Source organism: Arcobacter ellisii (assembly GCF_003544915.1).
Classification (GTDB): Bacteria; Campylobacterota; Campylobacteria; order Campylobacterales; family Arcobacteraceae; genus Aliarcobacter; species Aliarcobacter ellisii.
On record NZ_CP032097.1, the window covers coordinates 611,311 to 631,680 of the forward strand.

The following is a 20,370-nucleotide window of genomic DNA, read 5'->3' on the forward strand; positions in this document are numbered from 1 at the left end:
TCCTCTTTAAAAATTCATAAGGAATCTACTCGTGTTACAACTCTATTTTTTTCTTAGACTTCTTAGAGAATCTTTTCGTGATTTAATACCAATTATTTTGGTAATTTTATTTTTTCAGTTAGCAATTATTCAAAGTGTTCCTGATGGTTGGGTTAATACGGCTCTTGGTTTAGGAATTGTAGCAATAGGTTTAGCAATATTTTTACAAGGTTTAGAAATTGGAATATTTCCAGTTGGTGAATCATTAGCTAAAGATTTTGCTAAGTCAGGTCATGTAATTTGGATATTGATTTTTGGATTTCTTATAGGATTTGGTACAACAATAGCCGAACCTGCACTTGCAGTTATTGCTGATAAAGCAGCATCAATATCAAGTGGAAGAATAGATTCTAATATATTAAGATTAGTTGTAGCCTTATCTGTAGGTTTTGCAATATTATTAGGTGTTTACAGAATCATAAAAGGTCATCCAATCCACTACTATATCATCATAGGATATATCTTAGTTGTTGGAGTTACTTTTTTTGCTCCAAGTGAGATAATTGGTTTAGCTTATGATTTAGGAGGAGTTACAACTTCAACAGTTACTGTTCCTTTAGTTGCTGCACTTGGGATTGGTCTTGCTTCATCAATTAAAGGAAGAAATCCTGTTATTGATGGTTTTGGTCTTATTGCTTTTGCTTCATTAACTCCAATGATATTTGTTCAGATTTATGGAGTTTATGTTTATAATTTTGGAGAGGTAAAAGAAGTTACTCAAGTTGTTATACAAGCAACAGTTAGTACATCAACTACAATTAGTATTAGTTCAATTTTAAGTGGATTTTTTGCAGTAATAAGAGATGTTCTTCCTATTTTATTAATTATTTTATTTTTCCAATACATTATTTTAAAGAAAAGTATAGAAAAACCAAAAACTGTATTTTTAGGGTTTGCTTTAGTTATTGTTGGATTATATACATTTATTTTAGGATTAGAATTAGGATTGTTTTCACTTGGTGAAACAATGGCTTATCAATTAACAAAAGGTAATTCTGTATTTATAATTTATGCTTTTGCATTTGCAATTGGATTTTCAACAACTATGGCAGAACCAGCTCTTATGGCAATTGCAAAAAAAGCAAAAGAGATAAGTGATGGAAAAGTTAATGATTTTGTTCTAAGACTATTTGTTGCTTTTGGTGTTGCAATTGGTATTGCATTAGGGGCATTTAGAATAGTTGATGGTGGACATATTCACTACTACATAATTGTTGGATATATTGTTGTAATAATTCTTACTTTTATTGCACCAAAATATATAATTCCAATAGCTTATGATAGTGGAGGGGTTACAACTTCAACAGTTACTGTTCCTTTAGTTGCAGCTTTAGGAATTGGGCTTGCTTCAAATATTGAAGGAAGAAGTTCTTTAATTGATGGATTTGGACTTATCGCTTTTGCTTCATTATTTCCAATGATAACAGTTATGCTTTGTGGTGTAATTATTGAAAAAATGGGAGTTAAATCAGATACCCAAATTGAACATGAAGAGTTATTAAGAGATGCTTTAGTTGATGCAGATAATATGGAATTATCAACTGTAAATATAGATGGTTCAAAAATTAGACACTCTTTAGTATTACAATTTAGTGCAGTTGTGATAATAATTCCAGAAGACAAAAAAGATGATGCAATTATGGCAGCACAAAAAGCAGGAGCATCAGGTGTTACACTTTTAAATGCACAAGGAATAGGTCTAGAAGGAATGGCAAATTTCTATAGAACTTCTTTTGAAGCAAAAGATGTGTTACTATTATTTTTATTACCACAGCATTTAGTAAATGAGGTTATAAAATCTATTATTCATTCATTACATATTACAACAACAGGAAAAGGAGTTGCTTTTGCTTTCCCTTTATCTCATATGAAAGGTATCTCTTTAACAAAAGAGGATATTTTTAAAGAAAAAGCTTATCAAGTTAATATAAATAAAGATGAAGAGTTAGGAGAAATTAGGTGATTCAACTAGAAAATTTCCAACAAGTAGAAGAAGCTATTAATAATAATGATGCAGTATTAATATATTTTAGTGGAGAGAATTGTTCAGTTTGTAAAGTTTTAAAACCAAAAATTGAAGAAGAAGTAATTAAAAATTTCCCAAATTTTAGACTTTATGAGATAAAAACGGATATTTATAAAGAACTTACAAGTCAATTTACTGTATTTTCTATTCCAACTACAATCATATTTTTTGATAAAAAAGAGTTCAAAAGATATGGAAGAAATATGAGTATTCCTCTATTTTTAGAAGAAATACAACGACCTTATAATTTAATGTGTGAGTAATATGAAAAGAACTTTATTAATTTTTTTAATTATTTTTATTGTTATGCAGTTTATTCAAACTGATAAAACAAATCCAAAAGTAGATAAAAATATTGAGATAAAAGCAAGTGAAGAGGTAATGAAAATTTTTAAAACAGCTTGTTATGATTGTCACTCAAATGAGACAGTTTATCCTTGGTATTCAAATATTGCTCCTTTTTCTTGGGTTGTTTCAAATCATATAAATGAAGGTAGAAAAGCATTGAATTTTTCTACTTGGGAAAATTATAGTGATGAAGAGAAAAAAGAGCATTTAAAAGATATTTATAGAACAGTTTATGCTTCAATGCCATTACAAAGTTATCTTTGGATTCATGATGATGCAATTTTAACTAAAGAGCAAAGAACTTTGATTAGAGATTGGACAGGGGTTAGACCTAAGTGAGAGAAGAAGTAGCAGAACTTTTAGCTAATAAAAAAGAGTTATTAACAATTACTTATTTTAAACTTCAAAAATTATTTGAAAAAAAATATGGAAAAAATACTGTAGTTCTTATGGAAATAGGAACTTTTTTTGAAGTTTATGAAGTAAATAATGATGAAGAACATATTGGAAAAGCAAAAGAGATAGCTGAACTTTTAAATATTCAGTTAACAAGAAAAAATAAAGCTATTTTAGAAAACTCAAAAGAAAATCCAATAATGGCTGGAGTTCCAGCAATTTCACTTGAAAAACATCTTGCAAGAATTATTGCTGAGCAAAAATACACAGTTGTTTTAATCAAACAAAAGGGAATTCCACCAAATGTTACTAGATATTTAGACACAGTTGTAAGTCCAGGGACAAACTTTGATTTTGTAATTTCACAAGATGAAAACAATATAACTTCGCTTTTAATTGACCAAATTAGAGGTATTTATTTAGTTGGTTATAGTGCTATTGATGTAACAACTGGAAAGTGTTATTACAACGAAGTTCATGGAACAAGTGAAGATAAATTTTTTGCTTTAGATGAAGTATTTAATTATATGAATATGCACAAAACAAATGAAATAATTATTAGTTTTGCAGATAAAAATATAAATCAAAAAGAGGTTATTGATTATTTAGAACTCTCTTTAAAAACTTTTCATATTGGAAGTTTTAGACCAAAAATCTCTTATCAAAATGAACTTTTTAAAAATGTATTTAATATAGAATCTTTATTAACTTCTATTGAACATCTTGATATGGAAAGAGTTCCTTTAAGTACTGAATCACTGGCAGTTTTAATTGATTTTGTAATTGGACATGATTCAAATATTATTCAAAAACTCTCACACCCTGTAAAACTTGATGTTAGTAGATATATTTATCTTGGGAATAACGCCCTTGAACAATTAAATGTAATAGAAACAACACACAATCCAAGTTTAATAAAACTAATAAACAATACTTCAACAGCAATGGGAAAAAGACTTTTAAAAGAGAGACTTACCCATCCAGTTAAAGATAGTAAAGAGATTTTACGAAGACTTGCTCTTTCAAAAGAGCTTTATGATTATCATGCTCCAATAGAAAATGAGTTAGCAAATATTTATGATATTGAAAGATTAACAAGAAGAATTAAACTTAATCGTCTTCATCCTTTTGAGTTAAATTATTTGTATGATTCACTTTTAAGTATCAAAGAAGTTGTAACTTTTATGGAGAATTATAAGTTTATAACTCCACCTTGTAGTAGTGCTGATTTGGCTTTGTTTATTCAATCAATTGATTCAACTTTTGACTTAAATATTAGTGGAAAATATATGCTAAAAGATGTAGATACAAATATGATAAGTTCAGGGATAAACACTCAAATAGATGAATTAAATGTTCAAAATGAGGTTTTATATTCAAAATTAGAGCTTTTACAAAAACATATTTTATTCTTTATAAAATCTGATGATTCAAATTTTGTAGGAATAAATAGACTTGATAAAGAGGGATTTTTTATCACTTTAACTAAAAATAGATTTAATTCAATCAAAGAAGAGTTGATGAATTCTCATTTGATTGTGGATGATGAATTGTATTTGTTTAAAGATTTTACAATAAGAATTCAAACAAACTCTGTGAAAATATTTTGTAAATTAACAGAAGATGTTTCAGATAAATATGTACATAATTTACGAAAAATAATAGAGTTAAATAAACTTGTATTTAAAGAAAAAATTCTTGAATTTGAGAAAAAATTTGCTACTTTACTTCAAGAATTAGTACAGTTTATAGCAGAAGTTGATTTAACAGTTTCAAATATAAAAACAGCAAAAAAATATAATTATACTTGTCCAAAAATTGTAAAAACAAAAGATAATGAAAACTTTTTAGAGTTGATTGATTTGCGACATCCAATAATTGAAGCAAATGAAGAGCAGGGAATTTATGTACCAAATGACATTATTTTGGGAGAATTATCACTTGCTTCAAAAGAGTATAATGATAATGTAATTATCAAAAACTCAAATCCTGTAAATATGTATAACAATAAAATGCATGGAGTTTTACTTTATGGAATAAACTCTTCAGGAAAATCTTCACTTATGAAAGCTATTGGAATCTCTGTAATCATGGCACAAGCTGGATTTTATGTACCTTGTAAGTCTATGAGATTTTCTATATTTGATGCTGTATATACTAGAATTAGTGGAGCTGATAATATTGCAAAAGGTTTATCTTCATTTGCAGTTGAGATGTTGGAGTTAAAAAATATTTTTAATAGAGCAACTAAAAATTCTTTGATTTTAGGTGATGAAATTTCACATAGCACTGAAACAATGAGTGGATTAAGTATTGTTGCAAGTTCTATTTTAAAATTAGCAAAACTAGAAGCTATTTTTGTTTTTGCAACTCACTTACATCAACTTCCTGAAATTGAGGAGATACAAAAACTAAAAAATATAATTGCACTTCACTTATCAGTTATGTATAAAGATGAGGAAGATAAGTTGATTTTTGATAGAAAATTAGCCTATGGAAGTGGCTCATCAATGTATGGTTTAGAGTATGCAAAATCACTTCATATGGATAAAGAATTCTTATCTGTGGCAAATGAAATAAGAAAAAAATTAACTGATGATTATAGTGCAATAGAGAGATTAACTCAAAGAAAAACTTCTAAATACAATAACAATGTTTTTGCATCATCTTGCGTTATATGTGGACGAGCTTGTGATGATGTTCATCATATTAAAGAGCAAGCAAGGGCAAATAAAGATGGCTTTATTGGACACATAAATGCAAACCATAAATATAATCTTATTCCATTATGTAAAGAACACCATAAAATGGTACATGATGGAACAATTAATATAAATGGTTTTATTGCAACTTCTAAAGGTTTAGAATTACATTATACAATGGTTGAGAATTAACAAAATAGTTAATTAGTGATTTTAGTTATATTACATAGGCCTTTAAATTGGGGAAAGTCATTTATCTCTTTGATAAAACTTTTTGGAGTGGTTTTAGTAAAATGTTTAAATTCTTTAATAAAATGAGATTGATCAGAAAATTTGTATTCTAAAGCTAATTCACTGTATTCAATATTAAATTGTCTAAATTTCATATATTCTAAAACAGAGTAAAATCTTCCTAATCTACTTATATTTTGAGGAGTTAATCCTGTAAAATTTTTAACTTTTCTTTCAATTTGTCTAGTAGATAAATTTTGAGAATTGAAAAATTCATCTAGATTTCCATTTTTATAAAGTTGATTTATATTTATAATTATCTGTTCAGAACAAAAATTTGATTTATCAAATAGATTTATAAAAAAATCATTTAATAATGAATATATAATATTTTTATTATTTTTAACTTCATAAATTTTTTCTAGAATTGATTTATCAAAATTTAATGATAACTCATCAAATGTATAAATTCTATTTTCCAGTTGATTAACTGGGAGATTAAAAAGTTTGTAAAAAATACTTGGATTTAATTGAATATCAATTAGAAATATATCATCACTAATTAAATCATAATGGGCATTTACAACGGGAGGAATAATATATATTCCTCTTTTTATTTTTCCATTTTTATATATTGTCAAATCCATATTACCTTGAATAACAAAAGTAATTGTTGCACAACCATCAGGTAAAATATTTCTGGTATATGTTAATCCTTGATTACTATTACCTTCTAAAAACCAAAAAACTTTTATCCAATCTTTTAATTTTTCATTAGGTATGTACATTTTAGATGAGAACATTAAAAATCCTAATTAAAACGAATAAGTTATTTTAGCATAAAGATTGTCTTGGTCTTCACTTGAACTGTTATCTGAATAGAATTCATTATAAAGTAACTCTAATTTTAAAGAACCTTTTTGTAAATCAAAAACTTTTGATACACTAATTTCAAAGTTGTCTCCTATATCCTCAAATGAACCTGCACTTCCATTCAATTTTAAAATATCAAAATCATAAGATGCAAATCCTTCATAATAATCAAGTTTTTCTCCATCATTTTCCACATAAACTCCAAAAATATATTTTCCTCCAAGAGAAAATTTATCTATTGGATAAACAACTTTTATTTCAGTTTCATCTAAATTTGCAATATCTTTTGAATCAGGATATAAAAATTTTGTATATGTTAATGTTGTTTCAAATCCAAAAATTTCTTTTGAATAACCAGCATACAAATCTATTTCTCTATTTCCATCTAATCCTTCAAACTCAATATTTGAAGTCCAAGCTCCTGTGAAAAAACCATTATAAAGTAGAGTTCCTTCTAAAAATAGTGCAGCTTTATCATTAGTTTGAGTTATTCCTCTTACTAAATAGTTACTTGCTCCTGTGATATTAAAAGCTGTATCTATATCATTTGCATTCATAGATGAGATTGTTGAGACTAATAGTGCAGAACTTGCAACCAGTGATTTTAATTTTTTCATTTTTTTCCTTTTTTTGATATGAGGAAAGTATAACTAGGCAAAAAAATATTTTAAAGATGTCTAATGTTTAAAAAAAACTCAAAAATTCTTTAAAAAATTGAATAATTTGTTTAAATTGTCGTTTTTTTACAAAAAACAAATAAAAAAGTTCAAAATATATTTTGAAAATTTATTTAAAATGTATATATATTTAATGTATAAAAAATATACAAAAATGTCGCTTTTTTTCTATACTTTAATTTTTCAAATTTTTATAATTCGCTTATCAATTTGAGTTGATAAAAAGAAAAAAAGGAGATAAATTGAAGACTAAAAGTTTAAATTCAATGCTAAGAGTTAGTGTTGGTCTTTTGGTAGGAACAGTTGGTTTAAATGCAGCAAATATTGATGGAAAAACAATAATAGAAACAAAATGTGTTGCATGTCATACACCGACTTCTCAAGGATTCAGTAGAATTTCAGACCAAAGAAAAACACCTGAAGCTTGGTTTATGACGGTTGATAGAATGCAAAAAGACCATGGTTTAGTAATAACAAAAGAACAAGAACAAAGTGTTGTTAAATATTTATCTGATACTCAAGGTTTAAATTATGAAGAGAGTAAAGATTTTAGATATATATTAGAAAAAACACCTAATTATCAAGAAAAATTTGATGATACACTATTTGTAGAAATGTGTGCAAGATGTCATAGTGGAGCAAGGGTTGGTTTACAAAGAAGAACTCAAGGAGAGTGGGATAATTTAGTTAATTTCCATTTAGGAAAATTCCCAACATTAGAGTATCAAGCACTTGCAAGAGATAGGGATTGGTTGGATATCGCTCAAAAACAAATTGTTCCTTATTTAAAAAATACTTATGGAAATGAGAAAAAGTTTGAATTAAAAGCAATTGATTTTGAGGGTAGTTGGACTCTATTTGGGCATAAACTTGGTGATGGTGATTTTAGTGCAACATTAAAACTTACAAAAACTTCAAAAGATAATTACAATTTAACTTTAAATGGAAAGTTTATTGATGGAAGAGAATTAAATGCAACAGGAAGTGCGATTGTTTATAGTGGTTATGAATTTAGAGCAAAATTAGATGTAAATGGTGTCTCTTATAATCAAATATTTGCAGTTAATCCAGAAACTTTACAATTATCTGGAAGTATGTTTGAAACATTACATCCTGAAGAATACTCTTATGTAAAAGGTTTAAAATCAACAAATAAAGATACATCAATCTTAGGAATTTATCCAACTTCTTTAAAAGCTGGAGAAACAACAACTCTAACAATAATAGGAAATAATTTAGATAAAAATATCAAATTATCACAAGGATTAAAATTAAATAAAATTTTAGAAGCTGCATCAAATAAATTAGTTTTAGATGTAACTGCAAGTTCAAAATATGATGTAAAAGAGATTGATTTTACAATCAATTCTAAAAAATTTGAAAAAGAGTTTGTAGTTTATAAAAAACTTGATGGTTTAACAATTACTCCAAATTATGCAATTTCAAGAATTGGTGATGGTGGTGGAGCTATGCCAAAACAACATGCAATTTTTGAAGCTTATGGAGTAATTGCAGGAAGTGATGGAAAAGTTGGAACTGCTGATGATATAAATATTGGAAAAGTAGATGCAAAATGGAATATAGAGGCTTTTGACGAAAGAGCTATTGAAGATGAAGATGTTAAATATGTTGGAACAATTGATTCATTTAGTGGAAGATTTACACCATCGTTTGCAGGACCAAATCCAAAAAGAAAATTTAGCACTAATAATGCTGGAAATATAAAAGTAGTAGCAACTTATAAAGATGGTATTGAAACATATAAAGCAGATTCTCATATGATGGTTACAGTTCAAAAATGGGTAAATCCTCCAATTAATTAGGAGTTAATTATGAGTAATAATGAATTTAAAGTAAATAGACAAAATTTTAGAATTGTTAAAAAAGATAATGAAAATTTACTTTTTCATGTACCTACAACTTCTTTATTTGAAATAGATGAAACAAATGAAAAATTGTTAAATAGATTAAATAATAAAGAATTAAAAATAACTGATTTTTCCAAAGAAGAATTAGTTGAGTTAGAAAAACTAAATATTATTGGAAATATTGAAAAACAAGAGTACATAGAAGTTAAAAACTTTCCTGCAACTACACTTATTTTAAATGTAGCAACAGGTTGTAATCTTAGTTGTACTTATTGTTATAAAGCAGATTTAACAACTTTGAAAAATAGTGGAAATATGAGTTTTGAAACTGCAACTGCTGCAATTGAACAACTTTATGCAGGTGCTCCTAATCAAAAAGTTTACAATGTAACTTTTTTTGGTGGCGAGCCTTTGAGTAATTTTACTTTGATTAAAGAGGTTACAACTTTTGCAGTTAAATTTTTTAAAGAGAAAAATGCACTTGTTGATTTTACAATGACAACAAATGCAACACTTTTAACAAAAGAGATAATAGAGTTTTTAAAAGCTTATAAGTTTGGAATTACAATTAGTATTGATGGACCAAAAGCAATACATAATAAAACTAGACTTACAAATGCTGGAACTGGAAGTTATGACGCAGTTAGAAAAAAAGTAGAGATGCTTTTAAGTTTATATAATGATAGACCAATAGGTGCAAGAGTGACTCTTACGCGCGGAGTTACTCAAATTGAAGAGATTTGGGACCATTTATATAATGAACTAAAATTTACAGAAGTTGGATTTGCACCAGCAACTGCAAGTGATAACGCTATGTTTAATCTAAGTGAATTTGAACTTTTAAAAGTATTTGAAGGTTTTAAAGAGATGGGAGAAAAATATATATATTCAGCTTTAAAAGATGAATTTAATGGTTTTTCAAATCTACATAGATTACTTGGCGACATTCACGCAGGAAGAAAGAAAAAACTTCCTTGTGGTGCAGGTGTTGGGTTATTATCAGTTAGTTATGATGGAAATTTTGATTTATGCCATAGATTTACTGGAAGTGATTTTGGTAATTTTGGAAATATTAAAACAGGTCTTGATAAACCAAGACTATCAAACTTTATTGAAAAAAGATTAAATAAAAATGATGGAGATTGTTCAACTTGTCATATTAGAAATCTGTGTGCAGGAGGTTGTTATCACGAAAGTTATATTAGATACAACGACCCTACAAAAGCGGTGCTTCATTACTGCGATATTATGAGAGACTGGATAGATTTTGGATTATATGCTTATTCAAAAATAAGAAATAATAATCCTAAGTTTTTTGACTTATATTTTAAAGAAGAAAAAGGAGATGTAAATGGGCTTATTTAAACCTTTAAATCCAAAAGCAGATTTATTAAATAAATCTATAAAAGAGGGACGAGAAAAAGAAGTTGTTGCAATGCAAAGTATTGTTGGGTGTACAAGTACATTTGACCCAGGTTGGGAAGTTGATGCTTTTGGTGGAGTAGCAGGACTTTGTCAACCAATGGAATCAGACCTTTATGGATGTTCAGATCCTTGTTGGTGGCCAACACAAGTTCCTGATACTATGAATAATCCAGGATGGAGTTCAAAATCACCAGCAAGTTCAAAAGAGTGGAGAAATCTAAATTCTGTTTTTCCAATAGATGATAAATAAAAGGTTTTAAGATGAAAAGAGTTTCGATATTAAGTTCATTAGTTTTAGGTATGTTTATTAGTGGTTGTAGTTTAACACAACCAACAACTCCAACAAGTAATACTCAAAATTTAAAATTAGAAAAAAATAGAGATTATTTAGCAACTGTTAGTAGAAAAAATGAATTACATATAGTAGATTCAACTACAAATAAACTTTATAAAACTTGTAAATTACAAGGTGATTATATGAGTGGAGGAATGGTTATTTCTCCAAAAGGTGATACTGCTTATGTTCTACAAGATAATTGGGGTGCAGTTTATGGATATGATTTAAATAGTTGTGAAAATACATTTAGAGCAAAATTTTCTTATGATAATGTAAGAGCGATGTCAATTTTTTCATTTACCTTAAGTCCTGATGGGAAAAAGCTTTATACTATTTCGAATCCAACACAAATGTTAAATGATAGATATAAAGTTCTTGACCCAGTATTTAAAACATTTAATACAAATGACGGATTAGATGCTAAACCAATTGATAGTTTTAAAGCACCAAGACAAATAACAGTTATGGCAACTGCTGATGATGGAACTTTATATGCGTCTGGTTCAAATGTATATAAAATAGATCCAGAGAAAAAAGAGTTTTCAATTGCTGCAAAATTGAGAAATTGGGATAGAGCAAATTACTCTTCAGCTGATGTTTTAGCAATGTGGCCAATTGGAAATGTATCAAAAGAGTTTTTACTTATGTATACAGCTGCCAAATTCCCAAATGATAAAATGGATATGAATGAAGCAGAGTTTGTTTGGGGAGCAACTAGAGTTGATTTGAAAACAAATGAAATTGTTCAAGAAGATTTTGCACCACTTGAAAGTGTAATGTTTACAGGTATGACTCATCCAAAAGATACAAATCTTTTATATGGAGTTTTAACTGATTTAACAAAATTTGATAGAAAAAATCAAAAGGTTATTAAAAGAGTTTATTTAGACCATTCATACTATTGTATAAATTTTGCAACAGATGCTTCTAAAATTTATCTTGGTGGAACTTTTAATGATATAGCGGTTTATAATCCAGATACTTTAGAAAAAATTACAACAATAAAATTACCTGATGGTGATGTTGGAGCTGGAACTTTACAAGTATTTAGGGTTAAGTAATAATATGTTTAAAAATATTTTATATCCTCTCTTACGTAAAAATAAGAGAGGATTTTTTGTCATTTTCTTTTTTTCAATTCTTGTATCTCTTGGTGGAGCAATTCAACCATTTATTATGCAACACATAATTGATAATGCAATTTTAGCTTCAAATATAAATCAACTTTTTTATCTTGTTTTAATCTCTTTTTTTCTTGCAATTTTTGTGATGTTGATGAGTGCTGTAAATGAGATTTATTACACAAAAAATTCAATGAATATTTTATTTGAATTTAGAAAAATAGTTTTTAATAGACTATTTTTACATGATAAAACTTTTTTAAATAAATATCATTCTGCAGATTTGATGAGTAGAGTTCAAGGTGATATTAGTGAACTTCAAAGGTTTTATACAGATAGTATATTTTCACTATTTTCAACTATCATTAGTCTTGTATTTATCTCTTGTATTATATATTCATATAATATAAAACTAATGATATTAATACTTATATTTTTACCAATAGAGTTTATTTGTTTAAAACCTCTATATCCACATATGCAAAATAGTACAAAAACTATGAGGGAATCAACTTCAAATATTGGTAAATTTTTTATAGAAAGTTTTAGATATATGTTAACTATAAAAAATCTTGGAGCAAAAGAACAAGTTATAGACAAACTTGATTTTATTCAAGATGATTATAAAAATATTGTAATAAAAAACAAAAAAATAAATCTACTTTTTTCTCAAATTCCTGCATTTATCTCTCTTCTTGGAAAAACAATAATTATAGCTTATGGTGGATATTTGACAATTAAAGGTGAATTAAAAATAGGTGAACTTGTGGCATTTTTGACATACTTTACTATGATTTTAGCACCAGTTCATACGATATTAGGAGTTATAAATAATTTTCCAAAAGTAAAAGTAAGTCTTAATAGAGTGCTTGAAATATTACCAAAAGAGAAAGATAATATAGAATTAATAACAAAAAATTTTGATTTAAGCATAAAAAATTTAGAGTTTTTTTACTCAAACAATAAAATATTTGAAAATCTAAATCTTTTTATAAAAGAAAAAAGTAAAATCGCAATTATTGGAAAAAACGGTGCAGGTAAAACTACCTTCGCTGATTTACTTTGTGGATTTGTAAAAGCTAACAATGGAGATATTTTTATAGGAAATCAAAAAATAGGAAAAAATGATTATATAAACTTCTCTTTATATTTGGTAAAGTTAGAACAAAGCCCAATTATTTTTGACGATACATTAAAAAACAATCTTCTTTTAGCTAAAAACAATGCAAGTGAAGAGGAGTTAATAGATTCTCTAAAAAAAACAGGTATGTTTGAGTGGTTTAAAAAGTTAGAAAAAGGTTTAAATACAAATATTTTAGAATCAGGAGCAAATCTTTCTGGTGGTCAAAAACAAAGATTAGCTCTTTCAAGATTAATTTTATTAAATCCAAAAATTATAATTTTAGATGAATTTACCTCTTCAATTGATGAAAAAGATAGTACTTGGTTTTATGAAAATATTTCATTAATTTTCCCAAATTCAACTATTATTGCAATAACACATAATCTAAATATGTTGAGCTATTTTGAAAAAGTTTATTTACTTGAAGATAAAACTTTAAAAGAGTACAAAAATGCCTAAAGAGGTTTTTGTTGCACTAATAGATAGCGGTTGTGATTTTGAAACCTTTGAAAAAATTGCAATAGAGATTGAAGAGAATGAAATAAAAATAGTAAATCAAAAAAAAATAAATTTTGAACATGGAAATGTTATTGGAAATATTATAAAAGATGAAAATACAAATATTTATGATATTCAAGTATTTAACGAAAATTTATCAACTACTCCTAATCATATTTTTGGTGCATTAAATTATCTAAAAGATAAAAAAGTTGATGTAATAAGTATGAGTTTGGGACTTAAAACAAACTATAAAGAGATAGAAAGTTTAGTGAATGAATTTATAAAAAAAGGTGTTGTAATAATCTCTTCATACCCAAGGCGTGGAGAAGAGTTTGTTTATCCCGCTTCTTATGAAAATGTTATAAAAGTAACTTCTGAGGGAATGTGTAAAGATGATAAAGTAGTTGTTTTAGATAAAGAAAAACTATTTTTTGGAGCAAATCCATTTTCAAATGTAAAAAATGTAGCAGGTTCAAGTGTTGCCGTTGCTAAGTTTACAAAAGAGTTTTGTTCTTTTTTCAAAAAGGGTTTTAGTAAAGTTGAGATAATTGAAGAGTTTTCAAAAAGGATTGTTAAATGAATAGTAATAAAAAGATAGTTGTACTTGGTGCTGGAATTGCAGGTACTTCTACAGCTATAGGACTTAAAAAATTAGGTTTTGATGTAACAGTGATTTATAAAAATAGACCTTTTACTGCTTTTGAAGGATTTAGTGAAAAAACAAAAGAGGGACTTATTTCTCAAGGTTGTATAAATGCTTCTAAACTTTTAGTTGAACAATCTTTACGAAATTCAAATTGGGCAACAAAATCAAATAGAGTAAATTATGAATTTGTTGTAAATAGAAGCATATTAGACAATGCCTTATTAGAAGATTTAAAAGAGAATCAAATAAAAATAATTGAAGCAAAAGTTGTAGGAGCAATAGATTCACTTGAAAAAAAACCTAAAATTACATATAAAATAGATGAAGAAAAATATGATTTAATTGCAGATTTTATGGTTGATGCAAGGGGTAGATTTACTCCTTTTAAAGATGAATATATTTGTGGTCCAAAAAGTTTTTCTCTTCTTCAAGAATTAGAACTTGAAAATATAAAAGAAAATAAAACTTCCATTGATTCTGTAAAAGATGGTTGGATTTGGCAAGCTTATGTTGGAAATAAAAGAGGTTATATTCAATTTTCTTGTGATGAAGAGTTTTTAAATAGAGTTAATAGTTTTGAAGATATGTTAAAAATTTTGCAAGAACAAGATATAAAACTTTGGAGTTTAAATAACTATAAAGTTGTAGGAAAATTAGTAAAAAGAGATTCTTTTTGCAAAATCCATAAAGAGATAATAAATAATAAAATGATATTAGTTGGGGATAGTGCATCAAGTGTTGACCCACTTTCTGGAAATGGTGCATTTCAAGCTATGAGTATGTCAAGTATTGCCCCATATGTAATAAATACAATTTTAAATAAAAGTGAAGTCGAACAAAAAGTGGCAATTGATTTTTATAAAAGTAGGGTAGAGTTTATTTTTGATAAATTTACAAAAATTGGTAAAGAGTTTTATTTATTAGAAAAAAGATTTGATACAATTTTTTGGCAAAAAAGACAAACTTGGCCACAAAATAAAGATAAATTAGAAAATCAAATTCCAAGAATAGAAAAAAAAGCAGTCGTAAAAAATGGTTTTGTAAATCAAAGTGAGGTAATAATCACAAAAGAGAATCCTTTTGGTGCTTGTTATTTTGGTAATATTGAAATTATAGACCTAGCTAAATATTGTTTGAAAAATAGATTTGAAGACTCTTTAGAATATTTTGATGTTTTTTCCAAAGAGAAAAATCTCTCAATGGAATTTTATAACTCTTTGAAAAAATGGTTTATTTCTCAAGAGATATTATTTTAATATCTCTTTTAATAACTACTAGTATCTTTGTTTTTTAACAAATCTTTTTTAAATCTTACTACTTTATTTCTACCTGTATCTTTAGCTTCATAAAGCGATAAATCTGCAAATTTAATACATTTCCAAATTTGGTCTGTATCAGTTGGGAAGAAAGAGTATCCTATACTTACAGTTTTACTAAATGATTCATTATTAAATGTAAATATCAATTTAGAGAAATCTTGATTTATTTTATTCGCTAATTTTAAAGCACTCTCTTCAGTTGGATTTTTCATTATTATTAAAAACTCTTCCCCACCAAATCGAATAATAAATTCATTTTCACTTACTGCATCTTTCATTGTTTGAGCTAATTTTTGTAAAATAGCATCACCAGCATCATGCCCATAAGTATCATTTATCATTTTGAAATAATCAATATCTAAGAACATAATAGCAAAAGTTGTTCCTTCTCTTAATTCAAAAGGAAGTTTTCTATCTATAAATTCATCTAAATATTTTCTATTATAAAGTCCTGTTAATCCATCTACTAGATTTCTTTCTCTTAATACATCCATTAAAAGTTTACTTTCTAAAATAGGTTTTGTCTCTTCAAGATATTTTTTAATTATTCCAATTTGATATTTAACATGTTTTAAACACTCTTGGTCGTGACAAATTATATGAATAATTACATTTTTTTGGTCATTGATTAAAAATGGAATACAAATATGTTTTGTATCATTTTTACAAGTTGCAAGTCTGCAAATTTCTGGGAAATTTTCAGATGAGACAATTGTATCAGTTCTTTCTGCTCTACATCTCTCTTTTATATTATTTGATAAATTACAACAAGGAGTAGTATCTTTTGTTGCAAAAATTACTTTTCTTTCATCTTTTATCAAATCTGTTTCAAAAATAAAGAACTCTTGTATTTTTAATTTATCTTTTAAAACTTGAATTAATCTATAATAAATATCTTCTTTTGTTAAATCAGTTTCTATTGTTTTTTTATAATTATAAATTTCAGAGATATCTTCAATTATCTCTTTTGCACTTAAAAGTTTGTCATTATTTACATTTATTGATCTATTATGTACAAAAGCAGTAAGATTTTTTTCAATTCCAGTTAATACAGTTTCAAGTTTTTCAATAAGTTCATTTAACCAAGCAGAAGCTTCTTTGTCTTCTTTTAAAACACCAGCTTTTGCTCTTACACTATAATCACCTTCATGTACTTGTTTTAAAACTTCAGTAATTGAATCAAAAGAAGTAGTATAAGGTTTAATTTTTTTACTAATATAAATCAAAATAAATATTAAAAATAAAGAGATAATTGCAATAATATTTAATAAAACAGCGATACTTGAAATTCTATCTTCTTGAATATCAAAAGTTAAAGAAATAGCTCCTAAAACTTCTCCCTCTTGTGCATTATGACAAGATAAACAATTTGGTTTATCTTGTGAAGAAGCTGTATATGGAATTGTAATTCTTAAAGTTGCATTTGTTAATGACTCTTTTATTACAACTTCTTCTTTCCCTGTTTCTAATACATCTTTATCTATTTCATCTCTTGGAATTTCATTTGTTAATTTTGATTGTCCAAATTGTTTACTTACACTTTTTGCTCTAATAATCCATAAATCATTTACTTCATTTAGTTGACTTATACCCTCTAAAAAAGTCTCTCTTTGATCCATATTTCCATTAACCATATGAGAAGTTAATGATTTTTTTACAATATCAGCAGTTAAATAAGCTCTTTTTTTTGCACTATCATATCCACTTTGCCTAGACCCAAGTGCAACTAATGCAACTATGACAATAGTTAGTAGTGTAACCATTGAAAAGATAATAATAGTTATTTTTTTATTAGAGTTCATTATTCAACCTTTGAGGAATCAATTTAGTTACAAAGAATAACATTATTTTTATTAAAATATTTTTTATTTGTTATTAAATAATTTATAAAATTTTAAAAGCTTCTTCTAAATCAAGAGTTCCTTCATAAAAAGCTTTACCAACAATAACACCTGAAATGTTTCCGTTATTTTTGCAATTTATGATATCTTGAATATCTTTTACTCCACCACTAGCAATTGTATCAACATTACTTGCCAAAGCAATAGATTCTGTAAATTCAACATTTACTCCACAAAGCATACCATCTTTTGAAATATCTGTACAAATAATAGCTTGAACTCCTGCATTTGCAAATTCACGCGCAAGATCAGTTGCTTTCATAGTTGAAACTTCTGCCCAACCTTCAACTGCAACCATTCCATTCATTGCATCAATTCCAACAGCAATTGGATATTTTGAAGCCATATTTTTAACAAATTGAGGGTCTTTTACCGCAATTGAACCAAGAATTAATCTATCAACACCAAGTTCAAGATACATTTTGATAGTCTCTTCATCTCTAATTCCACCACCAAGTTCGATTTTTAAATTACAGTTTTCTCTAATTTTTTTAATTTGCTCTAAATTTGCAGGTTTTCCAGCAAATGCACCATTTAAGTCAACTATATGAACCCATTTTGAACCCAATTCTTCAAATCTTTTTGCCACTTGCCATGGCTCATCAGAATAGATTTTTGCACTATCCATCAAACCTTTACTAAGTCTTACAGCTTTTCCGTCTTTTAAATCAATTGCTGGTAAAATATCCATTAAATAAATCCTTAACTACATAAATTTTCTATTGTTTCTTCTATTGTTTTAAATTTAAACTCAAATCCTAAATCTAATAATTTTTTTGGAATTGCACTTTGTCCATCAGTTAGAACTCTTGCTCCTTCACTAAAAATTAGTTTTAAAACAAATTCTGGTACTGGAAGTATAGTAGGTCTTTTTAGTGTTTTCCCTAAAGCAAGGGTTAGACCTTTGTTTGTTGTTGGTTTTGGAGCTGTTAAATTAAAAATACCTTCATGAGAATTTTCAATCACAAATTTGTAAGCATTTAATAAATCATCTATATGAACAAAAGAAAAAGCTTGTTTTCCACTTCCTATTGTTCCTCCAAGACCTAATTTAAAAGGAGTAATCATTTTTTGTAATGCTCCACCCTCTTGACCCAAAACAATACCAAATCTAAAAATTGCTACTTTTGTTGTTTCATTTTTTGCTTTTAAAGCCTCTTTTTCCCAATCTTGACAAAGATTAGATAAAAAATCATTTGAAAAAGAGCCATTTTCATCATATGTTGAAATATTGTCATAAATCCCAACAGCAGAAGTTGAAATTAATATTTTAGGTTTATTTGAAATACTATTTATAGCTTTTACTATTTTTGAAGTTGTATCTATTCGGCTAGAATAGAGTAATTTTTTATAAGATTCACTCCATCTATTTATAATATTAGCACCTGCTAAATTTATTACAATATCAGTAGTGTTTAATAACTCTTCCAATTTATTATTGTTATTTAAAATCTCTCTAGAAATAGGAATAACTTTATATCCTACATTAGAAAAAAATTTAGTTAAGCTTGTACCTACAAATCCACTAGCACCGCTAATTGCAATAGTTTTCATATAAAATCCTTTATATTTATTTAATATTCATAAAGTTTTTTAAAATTCTTAATCCATTTTCATGAGATTTTTCAGGATGTGGTTGGAAACCATAGATATTATCTTTGTTTACAGCACTTGCAAACTCATATCCATAAGTTGTTTTACCTATTATATTTTCTTCTTTTGTTACCGCATGATAAGAGTGAACAAAATATAAATATGGATTATGAAGTCCTTCAAATAAAGGATGTTCTTTGTTTACAATTGTATTCCAACCCATATGAGGAATTTTAAAATCTTCATGCATTTTTGTTTTGTCAAATTTTACAACAACACCATCAATTAACCCTAAACCATCAGTATGACCAAACTCTTGAGAACTTTCAAATAAAAGTTGCATTCCAAGACAAATACCTATCATTGGTTTACCACTTTTTGCAAATTCATTAACAGCTTCATTCATACCTGTTTTAATTAGATGTTCCATGGCATCTTTATATGCTCCAACACCAGGCAAAATAACTCTATTAAAATTCTTTAAATCATCAGGGTTTTTAACAATAGTTGCTTTTGCATCAAGTAAATGACAAGCATTATAAACACTTGCCAAATTTCCCATATTGTAATCAATTATTCCAATCACTACTTCAGTCCTTTAAATTTGTTCCCAATTTTTAAAGATTATACTAAAGTTTTGCATCAGCTAGGGTTAAAGAGAATAATACTTGATTATTTTTTTTCTCTAAAGCCTTTTTTGCTTGTTTAATTGTAGCACCAGTTGTGATTAAATCATCACATAAAATTGTCATTTGATTAGTTATATTTGTAACTTCAAATTTTCTTGGATTTTTCTGTCTAAATTCTAAATCTTTTCCTGCATATTTGACAATATTTGTGGCTTTTAAAGAGTTATATTTTGGTGTAATAAATTGTGAGTTTAGATGTTTTGCCAAAATTGCAGTATGAGAAAAATCATGTCTTGTATGGTCATCAATTGGAATAGCAAAAACTTGTGAAGTAAAAGTAAAATTTGAAGCAAATTTAGCAAAAGAGAGTTTTGCTAAAAGATTAAAAACTCTATCTCCATGAAAATAATATTTTGAAGAGATTAAATTTTCAAGTTCTGAAAGTGAATAAAAAGAGTAGTTAAAAAATCCATCTTCTATTTCTCTTTTGTGAAAAGAGGGTGTTAAAAGATTTGTTTGACAATCTTTACAAATAATTTGAAATGATAAGTTTTTACAGGTTAGGCAAATCATAAAATAATTATAGAATTTATTTTATTAAATTCTATAATTAAT

The 20,370-nt window shown here is 26.8% G+C and carries 18 protein-coding genes; 11 read left to right on the forward strand and 7 right to left on the reverse strand.

Annotated elements, in window-relative coordinates:
* The first annotated feature begins 31 nt into the window (after positions 1-31).
* From AELL_RS03060 to AELL_RS03075, 4 genes are read left to right on the forward strand one after another with little or no spacing between them, the layout of a single operon-like run.
* Positions 32-2,002: a DUF1538 family protein gene (locus AELL_RS03060; RefSeq protein ID WP_118916535.1), complete on the forward strand. Its 1,971-nt coding sequence runs from the start codon at positions 32-34 to the stop codon at positions 2,000-2,002.
* Positions 1,999-2,328: a thioredoxin family protein gene (locus AELL_RS03065; RefSeq protein WP_118916536.1), complete on the forward strand. Its 330-nt coding sequence runs from the start codon at positions 1,999-2,001 to the stop codon at positions 2,326-2,328. Before AELL_RS03060 ends, AELL_RS03065 begins: the two co-directional genes overlap by 4 nt.
* 1 nt (position 2,329) lies before the next feature.
* Positions 2,330-2,752 (forward strand): heme-binding domain-containing protein, encoded by a 423-nt coding sequence (locus tag AELL_RS03070; protein ID WP_118916537.1) that lies wholly within the window; start codon positions 2,330-2,332, stop codon positions 2,750-2,752.
* On the forward strand, positions 2,749-5,703 hold the full coding sequence (locus AELL_RS03075; RefSeq protein ID WP_118916538.1) for a MutS-related protein: 2,955 nt from the start codon (positions 2,749-2,751) through the stop codon (positions 5,701-5,703). Before AELL_RS03070 ends, AELL_RS03075 begins: the two co-directional genes overlap by 4 nt.
* Before the next feature lie 8 nt (positions 5,704-5,711).
* Here the strand turns inward: AELL_RS03075 and AELL_RS03080 are convergent, their stop codons facing one another.
* Both AELL_RS03080 and AELL_RS03085 read right to left on the reverse strand, forming a co-directional pair.
* The gene (locus AELL_RS03080) at positions 5,712-6,545 is read right to left on the reverse strand and encodes a helix-turn-helix domain-containing protein (protein WP_118916539.1); all 834 of its coding nucleotides are present in this window, start codon (positions 6,543-6,545) and stop codon (positions 5,712-5,714) included.
* A 12-nt stretch (positions 6,546-6,557) separates the two neighbouring features.
* Positions 6,558-7,232, reverse strand: coding sequence for a TorF family putative porin (locus tag AELL_RS03085; protein WP_118916540.1), 675 nt, complete (start codon positions 7,230-7,232; stop codon positions 6,558-6,560).
* 302 nt (positions 7,233-7,534) lie between these two features.
* Here AELL_RS03085 and peaA point away from each other — a divergent pair, with 302 nt between their 5' ends.
* Genes peaA through qhpG form a run of 7 tightly spaced genes read left to right on the forward strand, consistent with a single transcriptional unit; the run spans position 7,535 to position 15,569 of the window.
* Positions 7,535-9,115, forward strand: a complete 1,581-nt coding sequence (peaA, locus tag AELL_RS03090) for a quinohemoprotein amine dehydrogenase subunit alpha (RefSeq protein WP_118916541.1) — start codon at positions 7,535-7,537, stop codon at positions 9,113-9,115.
* A 9-nt stretch (positions 9,116-9,124) separates the two neighbouring features.
* On the forward strand, positions 9,125-10,525 hold the full coding sequence (peaB, locus tag AELL_RS03095; RefSeq protein ID WP_118916542.1) for a quinohemoprotein amine dehydrogenase maturation protein: 1,401 nt from the start codon (positions 9,125-9,127) through the stop codon (positions 10,523-10,525).
* The gene (qhpC, locus tag AELL_RS03100) at positions 10,512-10,835 is read left to right on the forward strand and encodes a quinohemoprotein amine dehydrogenase subunit gamma (RefSeq protein WP_118916543.1); all 324 of its coding nucleotides are present in this window, start codon (positions 10,512-10,514) and stop codon (positions 10,833-10,835) included. The genes peaB and qhpC overlap by 14 nt, the downstream gene beginning before the upstream one ends.
* Before the next feature lie 11 nt (positions 10,836-10,846).
* Positions 10,847-11,983, forward strand: a complete 1,137-nt coding sequence (gene peaD, locus AELL_RS03105; protein WP_118916544.1) for a quinohemoprotein amine dehydrogenase subunit beta — start codon at positions 10,847-10,849, stop codon at positions 11,981-11,983.
* 4 nt (positions 11,984-11,987) lie between these two features.
* On the forward strand, positions 11,988-13,625 hold the full coding sequence (locus tag AELL_RS03110; protein ID WP_118916545.1) for an ABC transporter ATP-binding protein: 1,638 nt from the start codon (positions 11,988-11,990) through the stop codon (positions 13,623-13,625).
* Positions 13,618-14,247 carry a subtilisin-like serine protease QhpE gene (gene qhpE / locus AELL_RS03115; RefSeq protein ID WP_118916546.1) on the forward strand — a complete coding sequence of 210 codons (630 nt, stop codon included), beginning with the start codon at positions 13,618-13,620 and terminating at the stop codon, positions 14,245-14,247. The genes AELL_RS03110 and qhpE overlap by 8 nt, the downstream gene beginning before the upstream one ends.
* Entirely contained in the window at positions 14,244-15,569 is a 1,326-nt protein-coding gene (qhpG, locus tag AELL_RS03120) for a flavin-dependent monooxygenase QhpG (RefSeq protein ID WP_118916547.1), read from the forward strand. The genes qhpE and qhpG overlap by 4 nt, the downstream gene beginning before the upstream one ends.
* 8 nt (positions 15,570-15,577) lie before the next feature.
* On the opposite strand, the gene AELL_RS03125 is transcribed toward qhpG, so the two are convergent.
* From AELL_RS03125 to AELL_RS03145, 5 genes are all read right to left on the reverse strand, one after another.
* Positions 15,578-17,434 carry a GGDEF domain-containing protein gene (locus AELL_RS03125; RefSeq protein ID WP_118916548.1) on the reverse strand — a complete coding sequence of 619 codons (1,857 nt, stop codon included), beginning with the start codon at positions 17,432-17,434 and terminating at the stop codon, positions 15,578-15,580.
* An 82-nt stretch (positions 17,435-17,516) separates the two neighbouring features.
* Complete coding sequence (gene hisA / locus AELL_RS03130; protein ID WP_118916549.1) at positions 17,517-18,224, reverse strand: 1-(5-phosphoribosyl)-5-[(5-phosphoribosylamino)methylideneamino]imidazole-4-carboxamide isomerase; 708 nt, start codon at positions 18,222-18,224, stop codon at positions 17,517-17,519.
* An 11-nt stretch (positions 18,225-18,235) separates the two neighbouring features.
* Complete coding sequence (locus AELL_RS03135; RefSeq protein WP_118916550.1) at positions 18,236-19,087, reverse strand: TIGR01777 family oxidoreductase; 852 nt, start codon at positions 19,085-19,087, stop codon at positions 18,236-18,238.
* Positions 19,088-19,103: 16 nt separating this feature from the next.
* Positions 19,104-19,712 (reverse strand): imidazole glycerol phosphate synthase subunit HisH, encoded by a 609-nt coding sequence (gene hisH, locus AELL_RS03140; protein ID WP_118916551.1) that lies wholly within the window; start codon positions 19,710-19,712, stop codon positions 19,104-19,106.
* Positions 19,713-19,755: 43 nt separating this feature from the next.
* The gene (locus AELL_RS03145; protein ID WP_118916552.1) at positions 19,756-20,328 is read right to left on the reverse strand and encodes a ComF family protein; all 573 of its coding nucleotides are present in this window, start codon (positions 20,326-20,328) and stop codon (positions 19,756-19,758) included.
* Positions 20,329-20,370: the final 42 nt, after the last annotated feature.

Coding starts and splice junctions, on each gene's coding strand:
- AELL_RS03070 (WP_118916537.1), top strand. CDS start 2,330: ATGAAAAGAACTTTATTAATTTTTTTAATTATTTTTATTGTTATGCAG.
- AELL_RS03080 (WP_118916539.1), bottom strand. CDS start 6,545: ATGTTCTCATCTAAAATGTACATACCTAATGAAAAATTAAAAGATTGG.
- AELL_RS03085 (WP_118916540.1), bottom strand. CDS start 7,232: ATGAAAAAATTAAAATCACTGGTTGCAAGTTCTGCACTATTAGTCTCA.
- peaB (WP_118916542.1), top strand. CDS start 9,125: ATGAGTAATAATGAATTTAAAGTAAATAGACAAAATTTTAGAATTGTT.
- qhpC (WP_118916543.1), top strand. CDS start 10,512: ATGGGCTTATTTAAACCTTTAAATCCAAAAGCAGATTTATTAAATAAA.
- peaD (WP_118916544.1), top strand. CDS start 10,847: ATGAAAAGAGTTTCGATATTAAGTTCATTAGTTTTAGGTATGTTTATT.
- AELL_RS03110 (WP_118916545.1), top strand. CDS start 11,988: ATGTTTAAAAATATTTTATATCCTCTCTTACGTAAAAATAAGAGAGGA.
- qhpE (WP_118916546.1), top strand. CDS start 13,618: ATGCCTAAAGAGGTTTTTGTTGCACTAATAGATAGCGGTTGTGATTTT.
- qhpG (WP_118916547.1), top strand. CDS start 14,244: ATGAATAGTAATAAAAAGATAGTTGTACTTGGTGCTGGAATTGCAGGT.
- AELL_RS03125 (WP_118916548.1), bottom strand. CDS start 17,434: ATGAACTCTAATAAAAAAATAACTATTATTATCTTTTCAATGGTTACA.
- hisA (WP_118916549.1), bottom strand. CDS start 18,224: ATGGATATTTTACCAGCAATTGATTTAAAAGACGGAAAAGCTGTAAGA.
- AELL_RS03135 (WP_118916550.1), bottom strand. CDS start 19,087: ATGAAAACTATTGCAATTAGCGGTGCTAGTGGATTTGTAGGTACAAGC.
- AELL_RS03145 (WP_118916552.1), bottom strand. CDS start 20,328: ATGATTTGCCTAACCTGTAAAAACTTATCATTTCAAATTATTTGTAAA.